This is a genomic window from Arcticibacterium sp., from assembly GCF_055134445.1.
The window spans coordinates 1-19,235 of sequence record NZ_JBSRVI010000171.1 but is presented as its reverse complement, the minus strand read 5'-3'; the positions used below and the strand labels follow the sequence as shown (position 1 = coordinate 19,235).

Below are 19,235 nucleotides of genomic sequence, written 5' to 3'. Positions count from 1 at the left end.
TACTTAGGAGAAAATGAAATGAAGAGGTAACCTTATTGGTATAGACGTTTATTTGTAAAAATAAATTTGTTTACGAAATAGGGTGAAATTAAAAAAGCTGAAGTTCCTTATTTAATCTCAGCTTTATAAAGTACATCGTGAATGTCTGGATTACTCTCAAAATAGCGTTTAGCGAATGGACAAAGCGGCAATATTTTGATGTTTTCTTTTCTGGCAAATGCTACACCAGCCTTTACCAATTCTTTACCAATTCCTCTTCCACTAAAGCCATCATAGACACCCGTATGATCGATGATGAATTTCTTGGTACCAGCCCAAGTGTAAGTCATTTCCCCTGCTTCCAGTCCGTTTAAATAGGCTTTGAAAATACCTTTCCTTTCGTTTGTTGGGGTTTGAATTATTTCTAAATCCTTACTCATTAACTATACTTAAAGCACCAGATGGGCATTGAGCTACTTGAGCTATAATTTCTTCACCCGTGGCATTTTCTGGTTTAATCCATGGTCTGTCTTTTGGGTTATAAACCTGGGGTAAAGTTTTTACACAAATACCAGCATGCGTACACTTATCTGCTTGCCATAGAATGGTGACTTCTCCGTTGCTATATGTTTTGTTTTTCATGGTTCTGATTATTTTAATCTAAAGTTAAGGAGTTCTCTACATATATAGAAATGCTGTCAGACAGATTTTTCACTGTAAAGTGACCGTAACATTATTTTATAAAACAATCAATCTCCATTTTTGCGGTATTACCAATAAAGAAACTCCCCATACTATCTCCAATTTTAAAATCTTCTCTATTAACTACAAGGTTCCCGTTATAATGCTTGGCTGAGTGAGTGAAATCAATTATTACTTCTTTGGTAATGCCATGCATGGTTAATTGTCCTTTGGTTTCAAAACCGTCTGGAGTTACATAAACATAGGTAGATTTGTAACAGATTTTAGGGTACTTTTCGACGTCAAAGAATCCAGCTTCTTTAAGCGTTTTGTCTCTGTTTTTGTTATTTGTGTTTATCGTTGCGGCATCTAAACAGACATCGAAACTGGCATTATCTAAATCTTTTTCGTTAAATTTTATTTTTCCGTTCATTCCAGTAAAAGTCCCTTTTACGGTATTTATCTTCATGTTAGAAATTTTAAAGTTGACGGTAGATTTTTGAGCGTCAATACTTTGAGCCTGAATGTTAAGCGATAATATGGCTGTAAAAAGTAATAGAAGTAGTTTTTTCATGTTGATGTCAAATGTGTTTTATGAGTACAAGATACTTCCTAAACGCTGAATAAGTTTTTAACATTCAGGAAAAGGGAGTTTTGTTAGCCGATAGCAATGGAAACCGTGGATACTTTTTAAAGTGTTTTGACCCAAATCTTAATTAGTTTTCTAATATTTCAATTACTGTTTCTTCCAAGTCTGAGCTAATGTTTAGCCCACAAGCCAGTCTGACGTCTGGATGGTATTGACCAAACTTAGTTAAAGTAGCCACTTCATTTCTGTCTCTTTCCAATGCCGCTCCTTTTAGCCCTGTAACTTTAATTAAGCAGGTGGCACATCTTCCCATACCGCCACATTCACCAAAATCATCATCAGGGTAATGTTCTTTGAGGAGAAACATTAGGTTTTTATATGTGTTGCTCTCGGTCTTTATAACTTTCTGATACCCATTATAGAGGAGCGTAAATCTTATTTGGCCCAAAATATGTCTTCTAAATTATCTTCGAACTTCGTTTCTTGATGCATAAGCTCAATATCCTTCATTTGTTTAGGGGTAGCCACCTTTTGAACCTCTTGAAAAAGTACGCGTTCTTCAAATCTGATGTGATTTTCTAGTTCCTCTTCTATATGATTTAAAGATTTATAAACATCTTTCTTTTCTTTAAAAAGCCTTTTAAGTCGTCTGTGTTCAGATATCCCCTTTTTGACGAGTGGGTTTTCCTTTCCAAGGATAGGGTAGATGTACTGTTCTTCTATCTCAAAATGTGGGGCAATATGATGTTCAAAAAACCAATCTGCATAATTCTTAATCCTATCTGTTTCCACAGGCTTTTGAAAACCCCTTCTTATTTTCCAGCAGAGCAGTAAAGAATGGTGATGCTCTCTACTTAAAAACTGAAGGGATTTATCTCTCTTTATGGGTTTGTTAATTTCCATTTTGAAGGTTTAATGAACAAGTTGCTTTTCCATTTTAATGGCTTGTGGAAATAGAATATTATTTTCTAAATGAATATGCAGATGAAGGTCTTCCTCAAATTCTTTTAACAGTGCATAGGTTACTTTGAAAGTGCTGCAAGCATCAGATGGTGGTGTATAGTTATTAGAAAGTTTGGCTATTTTTACAAATCTCTCACCTTCGGTTTCATGTTCATGTTTCATCATATCAATAGGGTTTTCTACCGAACCAAAATGAGGTGCGTTCATTTCTTCTGAACCCTGCTTTTGCTGTACCATTTTCCTTACAAAAGGAAACAGGATAAACTCTTCTTTTTTCATATGGGCTGTTAACTCGCCGGCAGAGGCTACGAAGAGCTCTTTTATTTCTAAAAGCTCAGGGTGGTTTTGACCATGTACCTCACAGATTTTTTCAAGAAGAGGTTTTATTTCAAGTATCTTTTCTTCCACATATCTATGGTGTTTTTTCTCTATATAATCTGCTAATAAATCGGCCGGCCATGATTTATAGTCAATGTTTTGACTGGATGTTGTGTTTAGAGTGTTTTCTAATTTATCTATAAGGTCTGCCGCATTAAGGTCTTGCGATTGACATACGTCTGCAATCGTTCTGTTGCCATTGCAGCAGTAGTCTATTTTGTGGTTTTTGAAAACGGATGCTGCTTTATAGTTTTCTGCCACTAAAGCTCCAATGTTTTGTTGTTCTGTAATTTTCATTGTACTAGTTTTTAATTTGTTTTTCGAATTGTGTAATGCCAAAAAATGCTAAGGAAAGAACCTTGCAGACCTCAAAGCCCACATAGTAAAAGTGTATGTTTGATGGTGGTATGTTACGATTTTGAATATGCATTTCTGCCCTATGGTCTAATGCGGGAAGCAGCCAGTTGGTTTGAATAATTAAAAGAACCAAGGGTATAAAATAAGCGATAGTTGATAGCCTGAAGTTAAGTCGGGCTTGTATCAGGAGGTTCATTAAGATAGCCACGGCAAATACCCATTCTACCTTGTTTAGTGTATTAAAAACTAACCTCCCTATACCCAAACCCAGCGAAAGTGTTATTCCTGGTGCTTGAAATTTTAGCCAAGCCTCTAAAAAACTGATGGCACATATAAAACCTATCCAAAGGAAGGCGGACATCACAATAATAGGACTCTTAACCGTGCTCATAAGATCGTTTGAGAAGTATGCTTTTTATAATATTCTATTTTAGAATGAAACATCTCAGCCATTCTTTCACCTTGCCATTTAGCCCTTTCCGCTTTCTCACCTTCAAAAAGCGAATCAACGGTTTCATAAAAGAGTTTTATCCATTGGTCAAAGTGTTCTTTATCCACCGGTAGTTTTGCATGTGGCACAAATGGACTTCCATGATAGGTATGTTCTTCCAACAATATGGTTTGCCAAAAACGATACATTTTGTCTAAATGTTCTGGCCATTTATCTTTAATTCGGGCATTGAATATTGGTCCGAGTAAACCGTCTTGCCTTATCTTGTCATAAAATGTATCAACCAAAACTTTAATGTCTGTCAGGTTAAGAATGTCTTTTTCAATTGCTTTCATAATTAGTAGTGGATAAAATTATCCAATATTTGTTCAAATTTTTACCTTTTCAAAAACGTCAAACCCTCCGATAATTCAAAAGCCAAGGACTTTAAAGTGGTGGTTTCTAGCATTAGTCTAAGTTCGTCCCTTACTTTCTTAAATTGCTCATGTACCGGGCAGGGTTTTTTTTCATTGCAAAGCTCCAAACCTAATCCACAACCCGTATAAATTTGGTCACCATCTATGGAAGCCACTACATGGCTTAATGTTACGGTTTGAAGCGTATCTTGTGCTATTGAGAAACCACCATTTGGTCCTTTTTCAGAGATGAGAATTTTACTTCTAGTAAGCTGTTGTAATATTTTAGAAGTAAATGCTTCAGGCGAATTAATGGATTTAGCCACTTCTTTTAAACCTACTTTTCTGCTTAAATGAGATTGTTCAGCTATATAAATAGAGGCTTTGATACCGTATTCGCAAGATTTTGAAAACATCTATAATTCGTTTTTTGTGTTGCACAAAGATAAGCATAAATTTTAATACTGGACATATATGTCCAGTATTATTTAGTCTGTTTCACTTCGTTTTTTATTTCTTTCCCTGAAGCAAAATCAGAGATGTTTTTTAGTGTGGTTATCGCTATCTGGTCTAAAGCTTCTTTCGTGAAGAAACCTTGATGAGCAGTAATCAAAACATTAGGGAAGCTAATAAGACGCTGAATTTCATCGTCCTGAATCACACTTTCCGACAGATCTTGGAAGAAAAGTTTATCCTCTTGTTCATATACATCAATTCCTAAATAACCCAAACGCCTATTTTTTAAGGCTTCAATGGCTGCTGAGGTGTCAATGACGCCTCCACGACTAGTGTTAATCAGCATGGCTCCTTTTTTCATGATACCAAAGGCTTTCTGGTCTAGCAAATGAAAGGTCTTGGGATTAAGTGGGCAGTGAAGTGAAATAATGTCTGATTCGGATAAAATACTTTCAATAGGTTTAAAATTGACACCTGCAGCTTTTAATTCCTCAGATTCGTTAATGTCAAAAGCCAGTACTTTACAGCCAAAACCGAGCATGATTTTACAAAATATAGCTCCAATTTCGCCAGTGCCAACAACCCCTACGGTTTTATTAAAAAGGTCAAATCCCGTTAAATTTTGTAAAGAGAAATTCCCTTCTCTTACTCTATTATAAGCTTTGTGGGTTTTCCTGTTTAAGGTTAAAATAAGGGCAACGGCATGCTCTGCTATGGCATGTGGGGAGTAAGCAGGCACATTCATGATTTTTAGCTTATGCTTTTCGGCTGCCGCTAAGTCCACATTATTATAACCAGCACATCTCATAGCGATGGCTTTTACGCCATTTTGAGCAAGTATCTCAATGGTTGCTTTATCTAGCTTGTCGTTGACAAAGGCACAGACGATGTCGTATCCTATGGTCAGAGAAACCGTGGAGGTATCTAATGAAGCCTCAAAATAAGTCAAGTCAAGGCTTTCTTTAAACTTGTCTAAATATTCTTTGTCGTATGACTGTGTGCTAAAAACGGCTGTTTTCATGTATGGTGTTTATTGAAATAACTAGACGTGAATTTAGCTATTTGAAATTTTATTCGCCACGAAAATTGCTGAAAGTATGCTCAATATGAGGACAGTCATTTAAGGTTCTACAAGAATATGATAAGTTGCAGAATCTACTTTTTGATTTTAATAATAGCTCCAAAAACGATGTTGCCTTGGCCAAAAAAGAAATCTTGACTGGCTTTGTCTGCAGAAGACATGGTAGTGGTAATGTCTGGCATGTTAATATAACCACCCTTTAACTCCGACTGGATAAAGAAACCGTCAAAGAATGTGACGTTCAAGCCTACACTGCCATCTAGTCCAAATCCAGAAAGGTGAAATTCATCGTTTCTCGCTCTACTCAGTAAAGTGGTATTGGTTCGTGGATATAAAATACCTACACCAGCTCCCAAAACGCCGTTCACCGTGATTTTGTTGAAATCTAATAGCTCTTGAGAACGTCTTACAGCTGTATTGACGTAGTTAAGGCCATCCGTATGTTCAAATTTTAGAAAGTCCTCCGTCAGTTTGATGTCATTATTATGATAGACTCCATCGTATGGCGTACCTGAATTGGCTATTTCTCCAGTGATTTTGACGGTCTGATTAGCCTCCATCACATATTTCATGTGATCTATTCCAAATGAAACATCCCAGTTTTTCTTTATAAAGTAGCCAATTCTAAAGTTATACTGCGGAATGGTCACATTTTTAGGATTGATATATTGATCTACACTAAAAGGTGTTTGCCTGTCTTTGGCCACCACTTTTTTCAATAAGAAGTCGTAATCTACTCCTGAAAAAGTGATATCAGATTTGGTGAATCTACCGCTGTTCCAGCCGCCATAAAAATAGAATCTGTGAAAATCTTGTTTCTGGTTAAGATGATGGGGTGTCTGGGCAATGCTGAGAAAAGAAATCGTACTTAAAAAAGCTAAAACTAATGTGAATCTCATGACTATTTAAACACGGTGACCTCTGTGAAAGACTATGAATTTATGCTACTACAAAATTAATGATTATGTAGTTTCCAATTGCACTTTTTTTATAAAACGACGTATGCTTCTCTAAAGGTATTTTTCAACCTTCAGGGGTTCAGAATTTGAAATTCGAGGATTATTAAAGTCTCTGTATAAACTAGTTATCCTTAGCATAAGATCATAGATTTAAAGACAAGCTTGATAGAGACTTATTTCTGCCTAGTAATAATCAATTTCTACACAAGCACATTTCTTAAAATTAATAAAGAGATAGCGAGCGTTATTTCAACTCACTTATTCTTACTTTTTTAGTTTTAAGTTTTGTATTATTCAAAGAGGCTATGAGTTTCTCAACTTTGTTACTCGGTACGGCCACAAAGGCACAATCTTGCTTTAGTTCTATATTGCCCAATTCTTCTTTTTGAAGTTCTCCCTGTTTGAAAAATAGACCAGCAATATCACCTTTTGAGATTTTATCTTTTCTTCCGCCAGAAATAAATAGCGTGGTCCACCCTATGCCTTCTACTTCGTTATCCGGCTCTCCTAAGTATATTTCTTCTGAGTCTTTAATGAACTCGGGTAGTTTTTCATCCTTACCTCTTATGATGTAAGCGGTTCCTTCGCTGTGCATTCTGGCTGTTCGCCCGTTTCTATGTGTAAATTCTTCTTTCTTAAATGGAAGCTGAAAATGAATAATGAAATCTATTTCTGGCACATCTATGCCTCTAGCAGCCAAATCTGTTGCTACTAATATTTTACTACTGCCATTTCTGAATTTTATCAATGCTCTTTCTCTGTCAAGCTGCTCCATACCTCCAAAAAAACATTCGTGTCCAATCTTTTTCCTCTCGAGAAAGCTTGTGACAACCTGGATGGTGTCTTTCAGATTACAGAAGATGATACCGTTACCATTTCCTATATGAGCAATCAGATTGCCCAATGCATCCAGTTTGTTTTTGGTAGTGGCAACTACCGTTTTAAACTTAAGCTTGCTTTCGGATTCCGATAAGAAGTTGATAAACTTAGGAGATTTCAATCTTAAGAATTCTGGTATTTGGGCTTTTTGTGTAGCAGATGTTAATATTTTCCGGTCTAAAACAGGAAGAGACTCCACTATCTCCTTCATTTCTTTTTCAAAACCAGTTTCCAGAGATTTGTCAAACTCATCGAGCACCAATGTTTTGATAAACTGTGTAGCGATGTTTTCTCTTCTAATGTGGTCAGCTATTCTTCCTGGTGTACCTATTAGAATCGCCGGGGAATGCTTGAGCTCCATTTTGTCTTTTGAGCCTGAGCGACCTCCATAAACGGCATTGATTTTATAACCGCTTCCCATTTCTCTGGTTACTTGCTCTATTTGAATGGCAAGTTCTCTTGACGGGACCAAGATCAAGGCTTGTATCTCTTCAGATTTAGGGTCAAGGTTAGCAACTAATGGCAGTAAAAATGCCAAGGTTTTACCTGAACCAGTAGGGGAGAGCAGCACCACTTCATTATTATTGGCGATAGCCTTAATAGATTCTATCTGCATGGCATTGAGTTCTGCTATACCCAATTTGTCTAAGATTTCTTGCTGCTCTTTTTTCATGGTGCAAATCTATCCATTTTATACAGTCCTACCACCTTAATTTATCGGATGCTATAACAATCATTTTTGTTGTCGGAATTACTGATTTTGTAGAATCATGTGCCGTTCATTATGAAAAATTAACAATTATAAAAGACAGAAGTGGCTTGATTGTCTTCGTTATTTTCTAATTTGTCGCCTTCTAAAACAAACTAAAGGCAAGAATGAGAGGAGAAGGAGTGAAGTTTAACATCCGGAGTCAACCGGAATTTTTTAGAGAAGTGGTGAAAAGGGTCAATGCCCATTTTAAAAACAATAACATTTCTAAGCAAGGAAATGCCAGCATGGTTTTCAAAACTATTTTCATGTGTGGCCTTTATTTTATTCCTTATGGCTTTATACTTAGTGGCATGGTGAGCTCTGTGGCAGGAAATATGGGTCTTTGGGCATTGATGGGTTTTGGTATGTCAGGTATAGGATTGTCTGTGATGCATGATGCTAATCATGGTTCTTACTCAAAGAATAAAAACGTCAATAGTTTCGTAGGACTCATCATTAATTTTGTAGGTGGGTATCACATAAATTGGAGGATTCAGCATAATGTGCTTCATCATACTTTTACAAATATTCAGGGTTTAGATGATGATATCTCAAAAAACAACTCGTTGAGGCTTTCCCCTCATCAGGTGCAGAAATCGTTTCATAAATATCAAATATTTTATGCTCCGTTTTTATACAGCCTACTGTCACTCTACTGGTTTATAGGTAAAGATATTGAGCAAACTGTCAAATATGGGAAAGAAAACTTAGTGCAGGAGCAAGGTATTTCCATATTAAGAGCTTCTATTGAGATATTCTTCGCTAAGCTGCTTTATGTCATCATATTTATAGTTTTGCCACTCACGCTATCTAGTTTAGTTTGGTGGCAAACGCTTTTAGGCTTTTTATTAATGCACGCTATCTGCGGTCAAGCTTTAGCTTTGATTTTTCAATGTGCACATGTATTAGAAGAAACGGATTTCTTTATGCCAGATGAATCGGGTACTTTAGAAAATAGTTTTGCTATTCACCAAATGAGAACTACGTCAAATTTCGCCAACGGCAGCACTTTCTTTTCGTGGTTTATTGGAGGTCTTAATTATCAGATTGAACATCATTTGTTTCCAAACATTTGCCATGTGCATTATAAAGATATTTCCAAAATTGTAAAGGCTACGGCTTTAGAATATAATGTGCCTTATAACCATCATAAGACATTTTATGGTGCACTGAAAAGCCATTTTTCAGTCCTAAATAAGCTTGGTATGGGAGCCGCTTAGGTTCGTCTGAAATATTCGTATTATGCAAAAGGAGGCTGTCTCAAAAATAAGAGACAGCCTCTTTTTATGCGTAATTTTAAGCATATTGTCTATTACGCAATTCTCAAAGTATACTTTTTACTTATGACTCTTACTGGTTTATAGATGACCTTCTACAGTTTTGAAAATTAGGGAATGAATTGGAGTAGAACTTTAAAAGGTAAAAAATGCAAAGTACTTTACCATTTGAATTTTTATAAAACATGTTGTTGTTTTTCAAAAGATTTCGGAATTTCACTTAGGAACCCACACTTTTAAACTTTACCTAGATTTCTAGGGGTTTTACTCCAGATAAAAAATCTACATTTCAAAATGAAAAACAACACAATAATATACTTGCTTTTTGGAATTTTTCTTGTTTTCACATCCTGCAATGAAAAAGATATTGGTCCCTTTGTAACGATAAGCAATACGGATTTTGAGAAATATCTGGTAGACAATGGGCTAGATGCAGATGGGATAGTCAACGGGAGAATGCGAGAACTAGAAATACGAAGTATAGACAGTTTAAATTACCAAGATTTTCTTTCAGAAGATATGCAGGCCGATAGAGCCCATTTCAAACATTTAAGATATCTCAATACGAATTTAAAGAAGGGGTGGCAAGATTTGGAGCATTTTACAGCCTTAAAAACACTTTACCTTAAGGGAGGTTATCAAAATAGTGGTAATGTGGTACTGAATGTTCCCAATTTACGAGAATTAACATTTCAATCATCACAAGTAGATTCACTTGATTTAAAAGCTATGGAGCATCTATTTTATTTGCATATATCAGATTCTCGTGACCTAAGACAGATTAGCCTTCCAAGAACTCCTTCTCTAAACTATTTACACATTGCAGGTTCACGGATTAAAGAAATAGATTTTGCTTGTATAAATAGGTCATCATGGCTTAGAGAAGTAAATTTTTTAGATAATCTTCATATCAATTCAATGGATTTTGAAAATTGCACAAATCTTCAACGCGTGTACTGTACAGGCAATTTCTATATGAAACATTTGGATGTGTCGGATGCTCAAAACCTGGTTGAATTGCATACGGATGGCAGCTTTATAGACGAGATATGTGTGAGGAATTTAGAACAGGCAGAGAAGCGAAATGGCCTTATCCTATATTATGAGCAACCAATTCCGAGGTATGCTTTCACCAAAGAAGATAAAACAAAATATGTGGATTGTTCCGAATAGCAGAGATGTCATTCAAATAAGGATTTATGACCATTTCTGGAGATAATCAATTTTTAGATAAACCAGATCTTATATAAGCATTGGAGGTTTATCTATGGTTTGTAAGACTTTTTAGGTAAGATTAATCTCTTAACCATGCCATTCTCTGTGCCCAATCGTCCAAAAATTGTTTCCGATATTTATTGACCGTTTTGGCTCCAGCTCTGTTTTTTTCATGAAGAGAATCTGCAGGGTTATCGGTCCAAAAATGAGCCCCATGCTTGGTAGGAACAAAGACACCACCCCAACTTTCGGCTTCCGGATTTTCTATATCGCCATTTAGAAAGTATAAGACACTAGGCGTATCACCCATTTTGATGTCTTTCTTTTTCTGGTAAAACAGGTTTCCTAAAGCTCCATGGTCTTTAATGTGAGCTTCGGTAAAAGCGGTGTTTTCGTAGCTGTCTTCTTGATATCCTCCCATATACATGCCTCTAAAAGTGGTGTTGTTTTCTATCCACCATAAATCCGGATGTGTTTGGAAGATATAATTTCGTGAGCTGCTGTCTTGAACGGTATTCCATGAGCCAATAGAATAAACCCTTAGGTTTTCTTTTATTTCCGGTTTCTGATGAAGAGCCTCAGCCACATCGGTCATAGAGCCCCAAACCAAGACATAGAGCGGTTTGGGTTTTATCTCATCTGCTTTTTGTATCATCCAGCTGGCTCCTTCACTTAGATGTTCTGGCTTTTCATGGGCTTGAGGTTCCGTAGCCCCTTGCTTGGTTATGCTCATCAGATATTCAGGCGTAGGGAAATCTGAACCATGTTTTTTTAGGTACTTATAATCTTTTTGGTACGCTTTAATTACCTCTTCTATATGTTCCTTTCGTCCTTGATGTGGCGGAGAACTAATGATGCCTTTTAGATTAAATCGGTCTGCATAAACCAATAAATGTACCATAGACTGATAATCGTCAGGGTCGCTGCCGCCAATATCCGTACTGATAATAATATTCGGTCTGTCTTCTGCCATTTTGCAGCCTAAAATGAAGAGCATAAAGAAAAGGCTATAGATACATTTCATGGTTCTGATATAAGCTTATGGATAGGTTTGAGCTATTTTTTCTAAGAACAGCATTTCTGCATAAAACTGCCAGTCGAAATTGACCGACTGATTGGCCAAATGTGAATGATGATCTTGATCTAAGATATAATTGGCTGGTTTATTCAAAACCCTGGTTTTACTATATACCGTTTCAAGTTTGCTTCTCTTTTTACTAAAATCATCACTTAAGGTTTTAATGCTTGCTAAGGCCGTTGCGGTTTCCGCTTCTGTTTTGGCTTTGTCCAGCCTTTCTAGACTTAAAAGAGCATTGGAGGTGAAACCAATCATTTCATTGACCTGCTCATAAACTTCCAGCGTATAAATATTTCTATTGGCTTTGGATTTCATATCTGCTATGATGGCCGCCGTTTTTTGATAGCTATCAAAAGCCGTTTTTGCTTTTGCCAGTCGCTCTTCGTTTTCTGCACTCCAAATTCCTTTTTTATCCAAAAGAGGTAAATCTATGACACCGTCGGTCAATGCATTCTCCATCTTCATAAGATAATTTCTTTTGTTTTCTTTCAAAAGAGCATTTTTCCAAAAAGCGACTTGTACTTCCAAGTCATCAATAAAACCGTATGCTGCTGGAGCCAATTCAGATGCGAATTCTCGCTGTCTGTGTGCTGCTTTAATTTCTTCTTTTGATCTTTGTTCTCCAGCCCAAGAATATTCCGCAAAAGCCAGAATACCACGCATGTAAAGCTCAAAATGAGGGGAGTCGTCATCCCAAAGTGTTAGAAATAACCTATTCAGTTTATTGTCAATAGAAGCTTTAACAAAAGACCTGATATTGTTCATGTTGCTTTCTTCTTGTGGCATTAATACCCATCTGGTTTGTCCTGCTGTGGCACCCATTACTTGCAAGTCATTATCCAGAAACCATTTCATGGCTTTGCCATTTCCAAGGGCGTCGGAGTTGCTATAGTTCCATCGCATGTAAATACAGTTTTTAGGAAGCTGGTCAAGAAAGGCTAATAGTTTATGCTCATTCTCTTTCCATATTTTATCTACTTCTTCTTGACTCTGTTTAGAGTCAAACATCGATTCGTAAACACCCGAATCTTTCAAAGGCATGTCGTCCCAGAAAATAGGTATTCTTCCATGCTCTTCGGCAAATTTGCAGACTTTGTTGAGCCAAATCAATTGAAGTTCCAAAGAACTTTTACCACTGTTTCTTCCCGTGGTATGCACCTCATCTCCGCCAATATGCAGGTATTTGCCATCTGGAAGGGCCTCAATGGCGTCTTTGTATAGGTCAAATTGTACCTCATAAGTTTTAGGATTAAGTGGATTAAAGGCCCAGTCGCTTTCTGGATCGTCTCTAAGCTCTTTGTATTTATCGTGCTTTAGAATAAAGGAAGCATGCCCAAGCCCCTGTACTAATGGACTAATTTCTATGTGTCTTTCTTTGGCATAATTATTCAGTTTTTGGAATTCTTCTTTACTGAGGGCATCTGCAGAAGCGACTTCTGGCTGTAGGCTAAATTGTAATTTGTCTTCTATTTCGATAATGATGCCATTGATTTTGTATAAGGCCAGTTTGTCAATCAGGTTGTAGTAGTAGTTCAATTGCTCCATATGATGTTTCATGTCCAAGTGAATGGAACGATAAGACAATAAAGGATAATCCTCTATATGGCATATAGGCAAGGTTACTTTTTGGTCGTAAGCATCAGTAAGGAGTTGTTCTAGCGTTTTAAAGGCATAAAATAAACCCGATTGGTCTTTGCCTATAATTTGAACTTTATCCTCAGAAATGTCCATAGAATAGCCTTCTGCTTCCACGTTTATGGTACTATCTATACTATAGATGATTTGAGCATCAGATTCCTTATCACTAGTTTGTAAGTTCTCAAATACTTGACTTAATAATGGTAGCGAATCGCTTTTGGGAGAGAAGGCTGTTTTTAGACTGTTATGCTCCAAAGAACTCGCTCCCGAAATTTCAAATTTTTGAGGCTGTGGTAAAACTTTGAATTCTCCTACTTTTTTGGAACCACAAGACAAGAATGTAAAGAAGGAAGCGAATAGAATAAGGGATTTTAGTTTGTTCATTTTAGTTAGGGTTGGTCATGATTGTAAATCTTTGTGTCTTTAAAAAATGCTGGTTTCTAACCATTTGAAAATAGAAGGCATCCATTCATTGGTGGGAATAGAAAGCACAAATCCATGATTCCCTTTTGGGTAAAGATGCATTTCTGCAGACACTTTGTTTTCGAGTAAAGTCTGATAAAACAAGATGCTATTTTCTACAGGAACCACGGTGTCGTCTCCGGTATGTGTTATCCACGTAGGAGGGGTGTTTGAGCTAACGTGCAGCTCATTAGAAAAAAGACTTTTTAGTTCTTCGTTTGGCTTTTCGCCTAAAAGGTTTCTTCTGGAGCCCGCATGAGCCAGTTCATCTTTCATGCTGATAACAGGATATACCAAAATCATAAAGTCTGGTCTGAGGTTGGCATTATTGGGGTTTGGAATATATGATTTGTCGAAATGAGTGCCTGCCGTACTCGCCAAATGTCCACCAGCAGAAAATCCCATTATGCCAACTAAATCAATATTGACATTCCATTCTTTGGCATTTTCTCTTACCAGCTTTAGAGCTTGCTGAGCATCTTGTAAAGGACCGATGGAAGTATTGGACATGATTTCATTACTCGGAAGCCTGTATTTGAGAAGAAATGCAGAGATGCCATTGGCATTGAATTCTTTCGCAATGGCGGTACCTTCTTTTATATAGCTTTCCATGGCATAGCCACCTCCAGGACAAATCACGACTGCAGCACCGTTTGCCAAAGGTTTTTCGGATAAGAAAATTTCTAAGGTGGGTAGGGATATTTTATTGTAACCGAATAGAAGACCATCTTTTTCTAGTCTATTTTCTTTCATTTCATTCGGAATACTATTCGGTATTTCAGTATCGTAGAGTGGAATGATTTGTTGAGCATTCAGTCCTGTAGTTAGGAGAATAAAAGAGAATACGAGCGTAAATTTCATGAATAGGTTTTGTTTTATAATAGGGTTTTATTCATATATGGGTTGAACTCGCTTTATGCATTAGGCAATCTCCCGATAGCTATCGGGACCGTAGCTAAATTGCTTCCCATCGGCAAGCTCAGGGTAACACAAATCAGTACGTAAACCCATTTAAACTCAATCAACATATCCCTTCGACATTAACTCAGGGAAAACGCTATGCTAATTTCCTTTTATTGTCTGATTTATTGCAACTTAAAACGATTTCCCAACGCATAATCCAGGTTGAACGAATAAGACCACTAAGATATCTACATAATTTGAATTAGCGTATTTGATACATCTGCTTTTTAAGGTGTAGTGACCCCAAAATCACTAAACCTATCAGAATGAAGATAATTGAAGCGGTCATGGTGGGCTCATTGTCATAAAAAGAAAAAGCTTCCGAAGATTCGGAAGCTCTTGTCTAACCCCTAAAATAAACCACTATTTTAAGCTTTTATAAGTATTGGTCTTATGACCCATGTATAATCTGTGTTTAGAATTATGCCTTTATAACGTAGGAGGGGTACTCGGAAATTGTCCAGTCTTCGAGAAATTTATTTAGAGGTAATTTCTCATTAACAATCGTTAACAACAGGCAAAATAAACCTTCATGATTCAGCCTGCATCTAAGAGGTATAATTCAACAAAAAGCCTTTGGAGAGTTATTCAAATTTCAATTCTTAAACATTTACAATTATGAAAAAGCTAATAGCACTATTGACCGTAATGACCATGATAGTAGGAACTTCCATGGCACAGTATTCAAATAATGGCCAGAATAAATCTTATGCCTATAATGGGAATTCGCATCACATACCATCTAAATCGAGGGCTTCCAGTATCAATTCTTATCAAAAACAGGCACGTGAAAGAATAGCAGATGGAATAGTTTCTGGAGCTATTACATCTCATGAAGCCAAGAGGTTATTAGAGTATGCAGAAAGAATAGAAATGAAGGAAAACAAATTCATGAGAAATGGTAGAATAACCGGAAGAGAAACTCAGGAATTGAAGGAAGATTTGAATGATTTGAACAGGATGATCATGAAAGAAACCAGAGACCGCGAACGCTCAAAGGTGGATGATTTCAAAAGGTATGATCGCAGTAAAAGACAGAATCACTAAGAGTGCGTTCCTATAAAAAATTGAGTAATAGTTTTGAGTAATGTTAAACGGGCAGCCTTCTGGGTTGCCTGTTTTTTGTTTATATCGCCTAAGAAAATAGCTCTGGCAATCCCAAAAGAGAAGCAATTTTCACATCTGCGATATTAAATTTTTCCTCCTCAAATTCTTCTTTGGCAGGAACTGCCACGACCTGAGCCCCTGAAGCAACAGCTCCTTTTACACCATTGCCCGAATCCTCTAAAATCAAGCAGTTTTCTATTGGAGTCTGAAGTCTCTTGGCTACGGTTAAATATACGGCAGGGTCTGGTTTGTTGAATTTTTCCAATTCGGCAGAATGATAAAATTCAAATTTGTTGAAAAGGTTGAATTTCTCTAAAACCATTTCAATCATAGCAATGGGCGAAGCGGAAGCCAAACCTATACTGAAATTTTTATTTTGTGCCCATTCTAATGTTTCTAGTACACCAGGCATTAATGGTGCAGTTTCTTTGATGGCTTTTGTAGCTTCCGCAAAAAGCTCTGTTTCCATGCTATCAAAATCTGGATTTGGCCAAGCTTGCTTAGCATACCAAAATTGAATCACGTCTTTCACAGGCTTGCCAGTGGTTTCAATGCATTGAGCAGTGGTCAAGGTTATACCTACTTTACCAAAAACGACTTTCTCTGCGATATGCCAGCAGGGTTCTGAGTTTACCAGTAGGCCGTCCATATCAAATATTATGGCTTTAACTTTTGAAGTGTCTAGCGTTTTCATAGTCATAATTATAAGTCAGTATTTTTGGAAAAGGATTTCTTTAAAGTTTGATACTAGGCTTCTTCGGTACTCAGTTGTTTGTCGTACAGTTCTTTATAAACACCGTTTTTTTCCATTAAGCTTTCGTGTGTACCTTCTTCCACTATCAGTCCATCGTCGAGTACGATAATTTTTTGAGCCAATTTAGCAGAACTCACTCTGTGAGAGATGATTATACTCGTTCTGTCTTGCATGATACGCTCCAAGTTACCCAAAATTATATTTTCGGTATTGGTATCTACAGCAGAAAGACAATCGTCAAGAATAAGTACTTTAGGTTCTCTAACGATGGCCCTGGCTATGGACAAGCGTTGTTTTTGACCTCCAGATAAGGTCACGCCTCTTTCGCCTATTTGTGTATCAAAACCATATTCAAAATCGATAATGTTTTGATACAAATCTGCATCTCTTGTGGCCTGAATGACGGCCTCTTCTCCAATTTCTGGACTTCCAAATCTCACATTATTTCTAATACTATCAGAGAAAAGGAAGACGTCTTGGGGCACATAGCCCATTTGAGAGCGAAGCTTCTGAATGTTATAATCTTTGATGTTTCGGTGGTCTACGTCTATTTCACCCGTAGAGGTGTCATACATTCTTAAAAGTAGATTTGCTAAGGTACTTTTTCCAGAACCTGTAGTTCCTAAAATAGCTACAGATTCTCCAGGAGCTATTTCCAGACTAAAGTTTTTCAGGGCATGAATTCCTGAATCTGGATAGGTGAAATTGACATTTTTAAAAGAGATAGCACCTTCAATAGTTACATCCAAGTTTTTCTCAGAAACGATATCGTTTTTAAGAGCTAGATATTCGTTAATTCTTTCCTGCGAAGCCGCAGCCTGCTGAATTTGACTGGTGGTCCAACCTAAGGCTATGAGTGGCCAAGTCAGCATGAAAACATACATGATAAACTCTGTGATATTTCCTGGCGTAAGATTGCCTGCAATAATCTCCTGTCCTCCTACAAACACGCATATCACGGTACTCAAACCTATCAAAAACATTACGATAGGAAAGAAAAGTGCATCTACCTTCGTAAGGTCTAATTGCTTATCTCTGTACATGTTACTTTCTACCTTAAACCTTTCGTAAGAGCTTTTTTCCATGGCAAAAGCCTTTAAAACTCTAATGCCACTAAATGCCTCTTGCACATAATTTGATAGTTTAGATAAGCTCTTTTGAATCAAAGCGGAGCGTTTATTGACTCTACTGCTCACAAAAAAGATACTCAAAGAAAGGATGGGCATAGGCAGAAGCACCCACCATGTAAGACGTGCGTTGACAGAAAACATGTAAGTCAAAATGATGACTACCAGTGTAATCATGTTTAATAAATACATAATGGAAGGTCCAATATACATTCTTACTTTTCCGACATCTTCAGAAACTCTGGTCATTAAATCTCCTGTAGAATGCTGTCTGTAAAAGCTTAATGGGAGGGTTTGGTAGTGAGCGAATATCTCATTTTTCATGTCGAACTCTATATGACGAGACATCACTATGAGGGTTTGACGAACCAAAAAAAGGAAAAAGCCTTTTAAAATGGCCATGGCTAAAATAAGCACGCCATAAACGCTAAGACTATATATAAATACATCGTACATGTTATTTTGTACTTGCGTACCATTATACATGAAATAGATGTCAATGTTTTCTTTGACCAGATCTAGAGCATGCCTTACGACCTGAGCTGGAACTACACCAAAAAGATTAGAAATTAGCGTAAAAATAGTTCCGGTAATGAGATACCATTTATATTTTAAGAGGTATTTATTTAAGTGGGCTAGGTTCTTCATGTAGCTTCTTCTGTACTGCTAAAAATGTTTTTTTTGCCAAATTTCATCATTGGCCTTATGATTAAACGGAGGGACTGGTCGTAGGTAACGTAGTTCCAAACCCAGTTTATGAATATCAATAATTTGTTTTTTACGCCTAGAATAGAAAATAGATGAACAACCATCCAGACATACCAGGCAAATGTACCTTGAAAACGCCAAAACGGTAAATCCACCACGGCTAAGTTTCTTCCTACTGTGGCCATAGAGCCAAGGTCTTTGTACTTAAAGGCCTTAGTTTTCTCTCCTCTCATTATCTTCTGAATGTTTTCGGAAAGGAGCTCTCCTTGCTGAATGGCTGGCTGAGCTACCATTGGGTGTCCGTAGGGTAGTTTATCGGAAGTCATTTGGGCCAAATCTCCTATGGCGAAGATGTCCTCATAACCCTGAACAAGGTTAATGTCGCTGACTTCTAGTCTGCCATTTCTGGCATAAGATTCAGGATTTATGCCTTCTATTTTATTGCTTATAATACCAGCAGCCCAAACCACATTATTCGTTCTGATTTTATCCCCTTTGTCGGTGGTGGCGTATCTGCCATCAAAATCTGAAATTCTTTCTCCAAGTCGGAGTTGAACTCCAAGGTCCTCTAAATAATCTTTTCCTTTTGCGGCAGCTTGATCAGACATACTCGGCAAAACACCCATAGAAGACTGGAACAAGTATATTTTCATGTTCTCGAAATCTAATTCGGGGTAATCTTTGGGCAGGATTATCTTTCTCATTTCGGCCAAAGTACCAGAGATTTCAACGCCTGTTGGGCCACCGCCAACAACGACCACAGACATCATTCCTTCTTTTTCTACCTCATCGGACTCGGAAAGAGCGTCTTCGAAATTTTGTAAGACTCTATTTCTGAGATATATGGCTTCCGAAATGCACTTCATAGGCATGGCATTTTTCATGATATTCTCCATGCCATAATAATTGGTGTCGGCTCCCATGGAGAGCACCAAATAATCGTAATTTACAACGCCTATCTCAGTTTTAAGTTGCTTAATATCTGTA

The 19,235-nt window shown here is 37.1% G+C and carries 21 protein-coding genes; 3 read left to right on the top strand and 18 right to left on the bottom strand.

Annotated features, from left to right (window positions below; genetic code table 11):
* Window positions 1-107: 107 nt before the first annotated feature.
* The 12 genes from ACTBZY_RS22725 to ACTBZY_RS22670 form a co-directional block, all read right to left on the bottom strand.
* The gene (locus ACTBZY_RS22725; protein ID WP_463048692.1) at window positions 108-419 is read right to left on the bottom strand and encodes a GNAT family N-acetyltransferase; all 312 of its coding nucleotides are present in this window, start codon (window positions 417-419) and stop codon (window positions 108-110) included.
* Window positions 412-621, bottom strand: a complete 210-nt coding sequence (locus ACTBZY_RS22720; RefSeq protein ID WP_463048691.1) for a (4Fe-4S)-binding protein — start codon at window positions 619-621, stop codon at window positions 412-414. The genes ACTBZY_RS22725 and ACTBZY_RS22720 overlap by 8 nt, the downstream gene beginning before the upstream one ends.
* Before the next feature lie 91 nt (window positions 622-712).
* Window positions 713-1,234 carry a YceI family protein gene (locus ACTBZY_RS22715; protein ID WP_463048690.1) on the bottom strand — a complete coding sequence of 174 codons (522 nt, stop codon included), beginning with the start codon at window positions 1,232-1,234 and terminating at the stop codon, window positions 713-715.
* 142 nt (window positions 1,235-1,376) lie between these two features.
* Entirely contained in the window at window positions 1,377-1,616 is a 240-nt protein-coding gene (locus ACTBZY_RS22710; RefSeq protein ID WP_463048689.1) for a hypothetical protein, read from the bottom strand.
* A gap of 68 nt (window positions 1,617-1,684) precedes the next feature.
* A complete protein-coding gene (locus ACTBZY_RS22705; RefSeq protein WP_463048688.1) occupies window positions 1,685-2,152 on the bottom strand; it encodes a hemerythrin domain-containing protein in 468 nt (155 codons plus the stop codon).
* A 9-nt stretch (window positions 2,153-2,161) separates the two neighbouring features.
* Window positions 2,162-2,887: an iron-sulfur cluster repair di-iron protein gene (gene ric / locus ACTBZY_RS22700; protein ID WP_463048687.1), complete on the bottom strand. Its 726-nt coding sequence runs from the start codon at window positions 2,885-2,887 to the stop codon at window positions 2,162-2,164.
* Between the two features lie 4 nt (window positions 2,888-2,891).
* Entirely contained in the window at window positions 2,892-3,338 is a 447-nt protein-coding gene (locus ACTBZY_RS22695) for a hypothetical protein (protein ID WP_463048686.1), read from the bottom strand.
* Window positions 3,335-3,733: a group III truncated hemoglobin gene (locus ACTBZY_RS22690; protein ID WP_463048685.1), complete on the bottom strand. Its 399-nt coding sequence runs from the start codon at window positions 3,731-3,733 to the stop codon at window positions 3,335-3,337. Before ACTBZY_RS22690 ends, ACTBZY_RS22695 begins: the two co-directional genes overlap by 4 nt.
* A 41-nt stretch (window positions 3,734-3,774) precedes the next feature.
* On the bottom strand, window positions 3,775-4,209 hold the full coding sequence (locus ACTBZY_RS22685) for an RrF2 family transcriptional regulator (protein ID WP_463048684.1): 435 nt from the start codon (window positions 4,207-4,209) through the stop codon (window positions 3,775-3,777).
* Between the two features lie 68 nt (window positions 4,210-4,277).
* Entirely contained in the window at window positions 4,278-5,270 is a 993-nt protein-coding gene (locus ACTBZY_RS22680; protein ID WP_463048683.1) for a 2-hydroxyacid dehydrogenase, read from the bottom strand.
* Window positions 5,271-5,404: 134 nt separating this feature from the next.
* On the bottom strand, window positions 5,405-6,229 hold the full coding sequence (locus ACTBZY_RS22675; RefSeq protein ID WP_463048682.1) for a hypothetical protein: 825 nt from the start codon (window positions 6,227-6,229) through the stop codon (window positions 5,405-5,407).
* Window positions 6,230-6,533: 304 nt separating this feature from the next.
* The gene (locus tag ACTBZY_RS22670; RefSeq protein ID WP_463048681.1) at window positions 6,534-7,841 is read right to left on the bottom strand and encodes a DEAD/DEAH box helicase; all 1,308 of its coding nucleotides are present in this window, start codon (window positions 7,839-7,841) and stop codon (window positions 6,534-6,536) included.
* Window positions 7,842-8,044: 203 nt separating this feature from the next.
* On the opposite strand from ACTBZY_RS22670, the gene ACTBZY_RS22665 reads away from it, so the two are divergent.
* Window positions 8,045-9,139 carry a fatty acid desaturase family protein gene (locus ACTBZY_RS22665; RefSeq protein WP_463048680.1) on the top strand — a complete coding sequence of 365 codons (1,095 nt, stop codon included), beginning with the start codon at window positions 8,045-8,047 and terminating at the stop codon, window positions 9,137-9,139.
* 351 nt (window positions 9,140-9,490) lie between these two features.
* Window positions 9,491-10,369 carry a hypothetical protein gene (locus ACTBZY_RS22660; protein WP_463048679.1) on the top strand — a complete coding sequence of 293 codons (879 nt, stop codon included), beginning with the start codon at window positions 9,491-9,493 and terminating at the stop codon, window positions 10,367-10,369.
* Between the two features lie 121 nt (window positions 10,370-10,490).
* On the opposite strand, the gene ACTBZY_RS22655 is transcribed toward ACTBZY_RS22660, so the two are convergent.
* Genes ACTBZY_RS22655 through ACTBZY_RS22645 form a run of 3 tightly spaced genes read right to left on the bottom strand, consistent with a single transcriptional unit; the run spans window position 10,491 to window position 14,450 of the window.
* Window positions 10,491-11,408 carry a DUF1593 domain-containing protein gene (locus tag ACTBZY_RS22655; RefSeq protein WP_463048678.1) on the bottom strand — a complete coding sequence of 306 codons (918 nt, stop codon included), beginning with the start codon at window positions 11,406-11,408 and terminating at the stop codon, window positions 10,491-10,493.
* Window positions 11,409-11,450: 42 nt separating this feature from the next.
* Window positions 11,451-13,511 (bottom strand): family 20 glycosylhydrolase, encoded by a 2,061-nt coding sequence (locus ACTBZY_RS22650; RefSeq protein WP_463048677.1) that lies wholly within the window; start codon window positions 13,509-13,511, stop codon window positions 11,451-11,453.
* Window positions 13,512-13,550: 39 nt separating this feature from the next.
* Complete coding sequence (locus ACTBZY_RS22645; protein WP_463048676.1) at window positions 13,551-14,450, bottom strand: alpha/beta hydrolase; 900 nt, start codon at window positions 14,448-14,450, stop codon at window positions 13,551-13,553.
* 720 nt (window positions 14,451-15,170) lie between these two features.
* On the opposite strand from ACTBZY_RS22645, the gene ACTBZY_RS22640 reads away from it, so the two are divergent.
* On the top strand, window positions 15,171-15,599 hold the full coding sequence (locus ACTBZY_RS22640) for a hypothetical protein (RefSeq protein WP_463048675.1): 429 nt from the start codon (window positions 15,171-15,173) through the stop codon (window positions 15,597-15,599).
* Window positions 15,600-15,687: 88 nt separating this feature from the next.
* Here ACTBZY_RS22640 and hxpB read toward each other — a convergent pair whose 3' ends face one another.
* The 3 genes from hxpB to ACTBZY_RS22625 form a co-directional block, all read right to left on the bottom strand.
* Window positions 15,688-16,353: a hexitol phosphatase HxpB gene (gene hxpB / locus ACTBZY_RS22635; protein WP_463048674.1), complete on the bottom strand. Its 666-nt coding sequence runs from the start codon at window positions 16,351-16,353 to the stop codon at window positions 15,688-15,690.
* Window positions 16,354-16,406: 53 nt separating this feature from the next.
* Window positions 16,407-18,188, bottom strand: coding sequence for an ABC transporter ATP-binding protein (locus ACTBZY_RS22630; protein WP_463048673.1), 1,782 nt, complete (start codon window positions 18,186-18,188; stop codon window positions 16,407-16,409).
* Window positions 18,185-19,235, bottom strand: a 1,051-nt coding sequence (locus ACTBZY_RS22625) for an NAD(P)/FAD-dependent oxidoreductase (RefSeq protein WP_463048672.1), incomplete at its 5' end; no start/stop codon positions are given. The genes ACTBZY_RS22625 and ACTBZY_RS22630, both read right to left, overlap by 4 nt.

Bases quoted from the DNA above. Each gene is read 5' to 3' on its own strand.
- ACTBZY_RS22725 (WP_463048692.1), bottom strand. From the start codon at position 419: ATGAGTAAGGATTTAGAAATAATTCAAACCCCAACAAACGAAAGGAAA.
- ACTBZY_RS22720 (WP_463048691.1), bottom strand. From the start codon at position 621: ATGAAAAACAAAACATATAGCAACGGAGAAGTCACCATTCTATGGCAA.
- ACTBZY_RS22715 (WP_463048690.1), bottom strand. From the start codon at position 1,234: ATGAAAAAACTACTTCTATTACTTTTTACAGCCATATTATCGCTTAAC.
- ACTBZY_RS22710 (WP_463048689.1), bottom strand. From the start codon at position 1,616: ATGTTTCTCCTCAAAGAACATTACCCTGATGATGATTTTGGTGAATGT.
- ACTBZY_RS22705 (WP_463048688.1), bottom strand. From the start codon at position 2,152: ATGGAAATTAACAAACCCATAAAGAGAGATAAATCCCTTCAGTTTTTA.
- ric (WP_463048687.1), bottom strand. From the start codon at position 2,887: ATGAAAATTACAGAACAACAAAACATTGGAGCTTTAGTGGCAGAAAAC.
- ACTBZY_RS22695 (WP_463048686.1), bottom strand. From the start codon at position 3,338: ATGAGCACGGTTAAGAGTCCTATTATTGTGATGTCCGCCTTCCTTTGG.
- ACTBZY_RS22690 (WP_463048685.1), bottom strand. From the start codon at position 3,733: ATGAAAGCAATTGAAAAAGACATTCTTAACCTGACAGACATTAAAGTT.
- ACTBZY_RS22685 (WP_463048684.1), bottom strand. From the start codon at position 4,209: ATGTTTTCAAAATCTTGCGAATACGGTATCAAAGCCTCTATTTATATA.
- ACTBZY_RS22680 (WP_463048683.1), bottom strand. From the start codon at position 5,270: ATGAAAACAGCCGTTTTTAGCACACAGTCATACGACAAAGAATATTTA.
- ACTBZY_RS22675 (WP_463048682.1), bottom strand. From the start codon at position 6,229: ATGAGATTCACATTAGTTTTAGCTTTTTTAAGTACGATTTCTTTTCTC.
- ACTBZY_RS22670 (WP_463048681.1), bottom strand. From the start codon at position 7,841: ATGAAAAAAGAGCAGCAAGAAATCTTAGACAAATTGGGTATAGCAGAA.
- ACTBZY_RS22665 (WP_463048680.1), top strand. From the start codon at position 8,045: ATGAGAGGAGAAGGAGTGAAGTTTAACATCCGGAGTCAACCGGAATTT.
- ACTBZY_RS22660 (WP_463048679.1), top strand. From the start codon at position 9,491: ATGAAAAACAACACAATAATATACTTGCTTTTTGGAATTTTTCTTGTT.
- ACTBZY_RS22655 (WP_463048678.1), bottom strand. From the start codon at position 11,408: ATGCTCTTCATTTTAGGCTGCAAAATGGCAGAAGACAGACCGAATATT.
- ACTBZY_RS22650 (WP_463048677.1), bottom strand. From the start codon at position 13,511: ATGAACAAACTAAAATCCCTTATTCTATTCGCTTCCTTCTTTACATTC.
- ACTBZY_RS22645 (WP_463048676.1), bottom strand. From the start codon at position 14,450: ATGAAATTTACGCTCGTATTCTCTTTTATTCTCCTAACTACAGGACTG.
- ACTBZY_RS22640 (WP_463048675.1), top strand. From the start codon at position 15,171: ATGAAAAAGCTAATAGCACTATTGACCGTAATGACCATGATAGTAGGA.
- hxpB (WP_463048674.1), bottom strand. From the start codon at position 16,353: ATGAAAACGCTAGACACTTCAAAAGTTAAAGCCATAATATTTGATATG.
- ACTBZY_RS22630 (WP_463048673.1), bottom strand. From the start codon at position 18,188: ATGAAGAACCTAGCCCACTTAAATAAATACCTCTTAAAATATAAATGG.